Raw genomic sequence first — 7778 nt, 5'->3', positions numbered from 1 at the left:
TGGTCAGAAAATATTCAAGCCACATGTGCAAAATAGCCAACTATCCGAAAAAAACTCCGGATAGTTGGCCATTCGTCGTGCGTACCGTAAAGGTGCGCTATTTTTTATATTTCGGGCTTACGATGTATCTCTATGAGTATCCATTATTCAGATTCATATAAGTTATTAAAGAACTCAGTAAAATTACCTGCAAGTATAAACATATTGTCCATTTCGTCTTCGGGTTCTATATCATGAATCCAAAAATATACTTTTCCCTGATACTCTCCATTAATTCCTAATAAAATCTCATTTCCCCCAGGGTCATTACCAATTGATATAAAATCTTCTGGTATTTCTCCTTCTAAAACCTCAAAAACTTTACCTAAATTACTTTTCATATCGCCAATTCCATAAAACTTATTGACTAAACTTTCTCCTTCATCATCAGGGAGTTTAAAGTTAGATTCCTGAGGAAATCCTCCATTGTATTCTAGTAGAAAATCAACATATTGTTTAGGTAGCGTAACTTCATACTCTTGTTCAAATTGTTTTATATCCTGTAAAGAAATTTTTGGATTTACACTAAGCATTTTTGTCATACTCTCACTCCTATATCATTACTTATTTTTCCCATTAACCTTTGATTGACCACCAATGTGCCTAAACTTTCTGTGAATATCCTCATCTACTAGCATCATAGCTTTTCCATCTTCATGATGATGCCACATATAACCGTCTGGCGGCCTTCTAATATCTATTATTGGTGGATCAGTATCTTTTGTAAGTTTAGCTGCTGTGTTTGCATTTTCAAAATCTTTCGGATTATTTTTAGGCGAATGAACTTCTATTTTTACAGGCTTAACATTTGGATGCATAAAAGGTGTAAAATCTGGGTAACCATTCGGGTAACTGACTGATGTTCCAGACTTGTTAGTATAAGTCCTTACCTTTCCCACCAGATCCAAAGTAAACAGGCGCAATACCCGCAAATCGTGCTAATTTATTGGCATTTGAAAAACGTCTAACGTCACCGCAATTAAAGCGGAAGCTGTCACAAGGTCTATGCCTGGCATGGAGTGCAGTTGAAAGTCTTGTAAGTTCATTAACTCTTTTAATTCTCTTTCCACATAACGCATTTCCTGCTTTCAAAAGAAATGTCTCGGACAATACTTCTCACAAGAAAGTCTCGTGTTTCTTGATGTTCTTTTGTTGTATTCCCATCCTCTTTCACTAGCTTCAATATTTCATTCGCTTTTTTCACCGAACAAGTATTGTTACTCACTTTTAATAAAAAGGTGGTCAACTGTTTTACACTCACACCTTCTAAACAAGATGGTGAAGGGTGCCGTTCCCAAAACGCCAATGCTGTTTTTCCATCTACTTCTGAGAAAAACTTCTTATAGCTTGGATAATGGTGGCTTAATTGAATTTGTAATTGGTTCTTTAAAGCACCTTGAGCTTTTACTAATGCATTTCTTCTAGAAACCAACTGTTGTATCGACCAATATAAATCATGTGGCTTTGCGTCTGGCAATTGGTCAAGTTTATTTACCAATATACGTACCACACATTCTGCATCCCAGCTATCACTCTTTTGCGTGGTCATATGGCTTTTTCGTTCAGCGTATGAAAGAGCTGGATTCACTTCTTTTACTACCTGTCCATGGTCCGTTAGTTTGTAGGTTTTGCAGTATCAAAGTCCTCTTGACATGTAAAATGTTATCTCTCCTAATTATCTTATTATTTTCACAAACAAAGTACTAAAACAGAATGTCTTGAATGTACTACCTTCATGAGCTATGAATTTCATAGAATCTTTTTAAATTGTTCAATACAAAAATTTCTCACAAAAAAATAAAAAGCACTTGTTGTCTATAGTAGACAATCAAGTGCTTGAGGTTAATTAAATAAGTGTGACTAACTTACTGGCATTCTATCAAGAGTTAGAATCTACCAAAAAGTATCTATTCTGTTAACATATTTAGAAATTCTTCAAAGCTATTACTTACAATATATGTTATAGGATTTAAATCTGAAGACTCTTCATGATTCCAAACGCATACAACAGGCTCTTCAACATTGTTACGATAGTCTAAACAAACAAAGTCACCTGCAAATAAAACAGCTATTGGTAGCAGTTCAGTACCTACTAAATTTTCATCAAAAACAATTCTTTCGTCTAGTTGAGTTCTAACTACTCCTATATCGTAATACTCATCATCTCTTTCCCCGGTTACTTTTAAAATACATAAAAACCTATCAATCGCATAAACATGGCTATTACACTTAAAACTATCCTTTATAGGAGTACCACCATTATATTTTTTTATAAATTCTTTATACGTTTCTGGTAAATTTATTCTCCACTTACCTTCCTTTTCAGAAAGTAAAGTATCGTCCGGCAAGGGATAAATTATTGATCCATCCTTAAATTCCATTTCTATACCTCCTCAATATTATTATCTTGGAGCGTCGGCCCACATACCTTTAGTCCTTCCACCATTATGAGGTGTAATATTATGAATACCAAAGGGGACTAGCTCCATTTTACCAGGAACCTCCGTATGATGCCACGTCATCCCTTTTCTTGTACCACCTATTTGTTCATCTAACCACTTAAACTGTTCTTTATCCGATAGCTTCCAAAATCTATCTGGTAGCTGAACAGTCTCTTCTACAACACCTGCACTTGCAAAATCGGCAAATCCATACCTCATACCATCTGCTTTTGTAATCTTTATTTCAGGAATATGTGCTTTTGCTATAGCCATTTCTTTTATCTTTCTTTTTTGAGCAGAAGACAAGCTATCCCCACCCGGAATGGTATCATCCCAAGACCAAGGTTTATTTAAATCAACATGTTCTTTATATACTTTTGCATAGTCTTCAATGATTTCATCAAATTTCTTGTTACCATTTATAAAATCATCGATATTTCTTAAATTAGTTTCACTAACTCCCTTACCTTTATCCGCGCCCTTACCAACAACCTCATCAACATTACTCTTCTTAACAACCTCACCCACGTTACTATCTACAATTTTATCAATCGCTTTCGGGATTTTCAAAACTTTTCCTATCGGGATGAAGGATGCTAACGCAATACCTTTATCAAGACCTGAAGCATTTTTATCAGCGAGCGTGTTCACATCGTCCAATATTAAGAAATCCAACAAACCTTTTCCGACTTTTGTAGCACCACTTCCGACATCTCCTAGGAAATTAAGAAAACCATTCCCATCTTCTTTCACATTATCTACTGTTGTGGCTGTAGTGGAAAGCTCTTTTACGATTTCTTTTTCTTGTTGCTTCATAAATGATACAAAATTCGTTGAAACCATTGCACCGCTGAGACCGAAAGTACCTAAAGGCTGCTGACCATTTTGATAAAGACCAGGGAGGGTATACGGATTCGCTCCTCCGATTCCTCCAGGATTAAATAGTGGATTCATATTAATCACTTGATCCAACGATTGCGTACGATAGGCCAGTGCAATCATTAACGGATTCTGGCTAGCGAATGACTGCCATTGTTCTGCCGGGAAGTTAACATCTGTTACCCCTTCTGTCATCATCGTTTCTATGTTGGTAATCCATGTTTTCATATGCATCAGGTCTGTTTGAATTGTCGTTAATGCATCTGTTTGGGATACGTCAAATTCAATGAGTTTTTCAACGGTTTCGTCCCGATGTCGTTTCGCGTCATGTACACCCAGATGGACTTCACTATCATCCAGTTTTGGCAAGCTCACGATATCTGACACTTGGTCCATTATATTATTGGCTTCGTCTGTTAGCTCTTCTGTCACTTGTTTGGCACGATTGAGGCCTTGCTCAATTTCGCCTTCCAATGCTGCTTGGCGAATAAAGCCTGATGAATCCGGTTCAAGCGATGAAAGGGCTGTTTTCATCTCTTGAAGAACAATAGTAAAGCTAATTTTAAAGGTATTGAAAAATGTGAGGAATGGCAAATGGCAACTCTCGTAATATGCACGTAATGCTTCTCCACCTTGACCTTTTAGCGATTCTTCTAATTGTGTGAGACCTTGAACAGCACTTTCAATTTGTTTCATTTCACTTTCCAGGCGGGTTAACTGATTAACAGTTCTTTCAAGTCCTTGCTGAAACTCATTTACATCCAATACCTTCAATTTATCACCATCTTTTTAATAGTTCCATCTAAATTGACCAACCATTAATTACCTTACTCCTACACTCATTTCCGCATATACTGTACCGGAATGGCTGCGTTTGTACTCCACAAAGATTGGGCTACTTTGACTAAAATTATTTTTTTGTAAGTGTTCCACTAGCTCCCAGTACTTCTCCTGAGACTGCGCATCAAATTCGTTCGTAATCCTTGTCATAAGCATACGATTTACTGAAAAATAGCTTCTAAAATTGACATCTTCAGCAGCTTTCATATCCGAAACATTGCTTTCCTCTATAGAACGGAATATTTCAGCTGTCATTACAGGAGCAGTAGGGTCACTAATAATAGAAAAGAACATCGTGTCTTGAATATGAAAACCATTGTTTGAGAGAATTTGATCAAAATTCGCAAAAGCCAGATCAATTTCTTCTGGCACGAAGTTATAATATTTAGAAGCTACATTCCGGTAAGAAATTTGGTGATTTTCTACAATCATTTCACTTCGCTCCATTCTTTTAACGGGATGTATAAATCAATTAAATATTCTCCGTAAACATTCAATAGTACGCAAATGAATGAATTCTCTACTGAGATATTCTCAGTTGCTGCATAACTTTTGATCTTCTGGATAGCTGTACTAAAATCTGCCTCTTCCTGTGCCTGGCGCATTAATAGCGCTTTTTTTATACTAAATTGGTGGATATATTCAAAATCTGTAATACCTTCTTCAAATTCCACGGCATCATTTATCGGTAAATAATATGTGAACAGGCCTTCATTATCTTTTTCTTCTTCATAGGAAAAAAATATAGGACCATTTTGATACACTTCATGATTTAATGGGAAATCTTCTAAAATCTTAATCCCTTCTAGCCAATTTTCTTTTTTATCTCTTACTTGAAATGTAATTAAATGATCGAAATGTAAGCTGCGAATATCCATTAAATCCAGCCTCCTAATTATGTTTAACTTTTCTATTATTTTTAGCTACTCTTTCCGTGTACAGATAGCCACTTATATCAAAATTAAAGCTTTTAAAACGAATTTTACAATAAAGAATAACGAGCTGTTCGGGCAAGACAAAAATCAATGTGTAAAAAAGACCAAATGGTAAAAAAACAAACATTACTGTATCAAAGAAATCAGAAGATCCCATTTTCATTACGTATTGGATAATAAAAACAAGACTAATACTGCCGATTATAGCAATAGGGATATAAGATTTCGTTTCAAATTTTCCGCGCATTTCATCACTCTTAGATCCTTTGCGATAATAACCTTTCTGAAGGAGTATATAAAATCGAATAAATGTTGCGAGAAATAATAATACACCGATCGTAAGTGTAATCCATGTTAAGTTTACTAGAGATCCAACTGTTGCATCATCACTTTCTCCTAGATAAAAAAGCGCAGATAGGTAGAAAAAAACGGTGAAATTTTGAGTGACTATAATAGATAAGAAGTACTGTACCTTCTCCGCTCTTTTAAAAACAGATGGTATCGCAAAAACAACGGATAATAAAATCAAAATTGCTGTCAACCACATATGGATTGTTTGAATACTTTCGAAATTTGGATAGATTGTGTACTTACCAGCAACATAATAAGTAAGATAAAATACCAATGCCTGTATGAACATACCTAATATCAACACAGTAGCTAATGAATTTGGGCTTTGTCTACCAGATTCCAGCGGTCCTCTTAATACAGCGAAATCTTCTTCTGATAGTTTTTTTAACATGAGGTGAAGCCTCCTATTTTTAACGGAACCAGCCCTTTATTTTATCCATGGCCGATTCCCCTGTTTCTTTATCTTTTTTATTTAACAAACCATTGATAAATATACCAGCTGTAACACCAATTGCAGTCCCAACACCGGGAATAGGAACAGCTGCAGTGAAAAATGCAACACTGGCAGCCTGAACCGCACCGCCGACTGCTGTATCTATCGCTGTATCTCTTATGGCACTCTTATGCAGGTCTCCGCCTGATAACCCGGCATCTTTCGCATTATGATAGTTAGCATAATAGTTGAATCCGGCCGTGATGGGCGCCAATCCTTTTGTAACTCCTTTTGCAAATCCATTCGTAAAGATACCTTTCACATCTACAATATCTTTAAATGATTTTCCAGCACCCGCCGCTGCTGCCTTCCCTACAGTTTTTGCCTTTTCAGTTATACTTGCTTTATCATTCCAGTACTTAAGGGAAGAATGGTCCTTTAATGCGGCTTCTCCCACTTTTGACCAGCCCGATTGCCCCTTTTTTTGTGTGCCGAATTTTAAAATTGCACTGTTATTAGCTTGCTGCTGATGGTGTTGCGGCTTCCATGGTTTGTCCCCTTTTGGTAGTTTATAATTTAGCTCTCTTAACGCTCTTGCATCTGGAGTAACCCTCAAATAGTGAAGTGCCTCTTTACTAGCACGTAAACGGTAAGCAGGTCCACCAGTACGTGTATCACGTACTAACTCGATTTTCAAACCACCCTTTTTACCCGCCATAAACATTCCAAAGCTTTCAACTGCTCCATTTAAAGCCGTATTAAATCTCCTAAAATTACCTGTGTCTTCCTTATATCCCATAATTGTTTCATCAGCTGATGAGACATTACCGGTCTTTTCTCCCGGTGCCCCTTCTGTTACTCCATCTACTGGATTGGTTCTACTCGTTAACCCCGTGAGAAGCGCTGTCGTTGAAGCATACTGTGCCCAAAGCTCTTTAGGGAAATTCACATCTGTTAAACCTTCCGCTATCATCGTTTCCAAATCTTTTATCCATGTATTCATTGCTAAAAAGTCACTCTCAACAGCTGTCAGAGCTGAGGTTTGGCTGCTGTCAAATGTATTTAGATCTTCTACTGTTGTATCGCGATGCTTTTTTGCCATTTGGATTTCATTATGAACTTCGGAATCATTTAATTGCGGAAGCGGTACAATATCTGAAACGCTACCTATTATTGTATTTGTTTCATTTGTTAGGCTTTCTGTAATTTGTTTTGCATTGTTCAAACCTTGCTCCACATTATTTTCAAGGAATGATTGTTGAATATATCCATTACGATCAGGTTCTAGGCTATCAAATGCTGACTGCATTTGCGTAAGAATATCCTGGAAATTACCTTTAACTAAATAGAAAAATTGCAAAAAGGGCACATGACAGTCCTGATAATATGCTCGTATTGCACTGCCGCCTTGCCCCTTTAATGATTCCTCAAGCTGAATAAGCTCTTGAATGGATGTTTCAACTGTTTTCATTTCTGTCTCAAGTCTTGTTAGCATAGTTAGATTTCGTGAAATACCACTGTGAAAGTTATTTGAATCTAGTATTTTCATTAATCTATTAGCCTCCTCGGACCAGAAACGGTGCCGTTAATATTCGTCGAAATACGTTGATCCTGCTCCTTCATATATTGAACAGAATTTCTTGTAGTCTGAATATTATTTTGCAGCACCATCTGGTAACTTGTTAAGATTTGCTCTAATTGTATAGAGAGCTCGTTTAACTTTGTTACTACATCTAATGTATTTCCTTCAATCGGAAGTTCTGCAGTAGGCTTAAGTGATGAAGCTGCATTTTCAATCACAGATAGCTGTTCTTCTACATCCGCATAGACGATTTTCACTTCATTTGACAAATGTACTCT

The 7778-nt window shown here is 36.6% G+C and carries 9 protein-coding genes and 1 pseudogene; all 10 read right to left on the bottom strand.

Translation table 11 applies throughout. The features are described from left to right. Positions 1–143 precede the first annotated feature (143 nt). On the bottom strand, positions 144–581 hold the full coding sequence (locus SNE38_RS16035) for an SMI1/KNR4 family protein (RefSeq protein ID WP_336046880.1): 438 nt from the start codon (positions 579–581) through the stop codon (positions 144–146). Between the two features lie 18 nt (positions 582–599). Then, positions 600–938, bottom strand: a complete 339-nt coding sequence (locus SNE38_RS16030; protein WP_336046879.1) for an HNH endonuclease — start codon at positions 936–938, stop codon at positions 600–602. Continuing rightward, positions 925–1657: pseudogene (locus tag SNE38_RS16025) on the bottom strand (transposase); the annotation flags it as partial. The pseudogene SNE38_RS16025 and the gene SNE38_RS16030, both read right to left, overlap by 14 nt. Positions 1658–1946: 289 nt before the next feature. Beyond that, on the bottom strand, positions 1947–2420 hold the full coding sequence (locus SNE38_RS16020) for an SMI1/KNR4 family protein (RefSeq protein ID WP_008405100.1): 474 nt from the start codon (positions 2418–2420) through the stop codon (positions 1947–1949). A 21-nt stretch (positions 2421–2441) separates the two neighbouring features. Next, positions 2442–4133 (bottom strand): T7SS effector LXG polymorphic toxin, encoded by a 1692-nt coding sequence (locus SNE38_RS16015; RefSeq protein WP_191702795.1) that lies wholly within the window; start codon positions 4131–4133, stop codon positions 2442–2444. Between the two features lie 48 nt (positions 4134–4181). Next, positions 4182–4631, bottom strand: coding sequence for a DUF5085 family protein (locus SNE38_RS16010; RefSeq protein ID WP_191702796.1), 450 nt, complete (start codon positions 4629–4631; stop codon positions 4182–4184). Next, positions 4628–5077 carry a biotin carboxylase gene (locus SNE38_RS16005; protein WP_336046878.1) on the bottom strand — a complete coding sequence of 150 codons (450 nt, stop codon included), beginning with the start codon at positions 5075–5077 and terminating at the stop codon, positions 4628–4630. The genes SNE38_RS16010 and SNE38_RS16005 overlap by 4 nt, the downstream gene beginning before the upstream one ends. A gap of 13 nt (positions 5078–5090) precedes the next feature. Further along, complete coding sequence (locus tag SNE38_RS16000; protein WP_336046877.1) at positions 5091–5876, bottom strand: ABC transporter ATPase; 786 nt, start codon at positions 5874–5876, stop codon at positions 5091–5093. A gap of 19 nt (positions 5877–5895) precedes the next feature. After that, positions 5896–7467, bottom strand: a complete 1572-nt coding sequence (locus tag SNE38_RS15995) for a ribonuclease YeeF family protein (protein ID WP_336046876.1) — start codon at positions 7465–7467, stop codon at positions 5896–5898. Continuing rightward, complete coding sequence (locus SNE38_RS15990) at positions 7467–7769, bottom strand: YwqI/YxiC family protein (protein WP_191700476.1); 303 nt, start codon at positions 7767–7769, stop codon at positions 7467–7469. Before SNE38_RS15990 ends, SNE38_RS15995 begins: the two co-directional genes overlap by 1 nt. Positions 7770–7778: the final 9 nt, after the last annotated feature.

It is taken from the genome of Solibacillus ferritrahens (assembly GCF_037027585.1).
Taxonomy (GTDB): Bacteria; Bacillota; Bacilli; order Bacillales_A; family Planococcaceae; genus Solibacillus; species Solibacillus ferritrahens.
Note: the sequence above shows the minus strand (reverse complement) of the source record. Positions and strands in the feature narration are given on the sequence as shown.

Coding starts and splice junctions, on each gene's coding strand:
- SNE38_RS16035 (WP_336046880.1), bottom strand. CDS start 581: ATGACAAAAATGCTTAGTGTAAATCCAAAAATTTCTTTACAGGATATA.
- SNE38_RS16020 (WP_008405100.1), bottom strand. CDS start 2,420: ATGGAATTTAAGGATGGATCAATAATTTATCCCTTGCCGGACGATACT.
- SNE38_RS16010 (WP_191702796.1), bottom strand. CDS start 4,631: ATGATTGTAGAAAATCACCAAATTTCTTACCGGAATGTAGCTTCTAAA.
- SNE38_RS16005 (WP_336046878.1), bottom strand. CDS start 5,077: ATGGATATTCGCAGCTTACATTTCGATCATTTAATTACATTTCAAGTA.
- SNE38_RS16000 (WP_336046877.1), bottom strand. CDS start 5,876: ATGTTAAAAAAACTATCAGAAGAAGATTTCGCTGTATTAAGAGGACCG.
- SNE38_RS15995 (WP_336046876.1), bottom strand. CDS start 7,467: ATGAAAATACTAGATTCAAATAACTTTCACAGTGGTATTTCACGAAAT.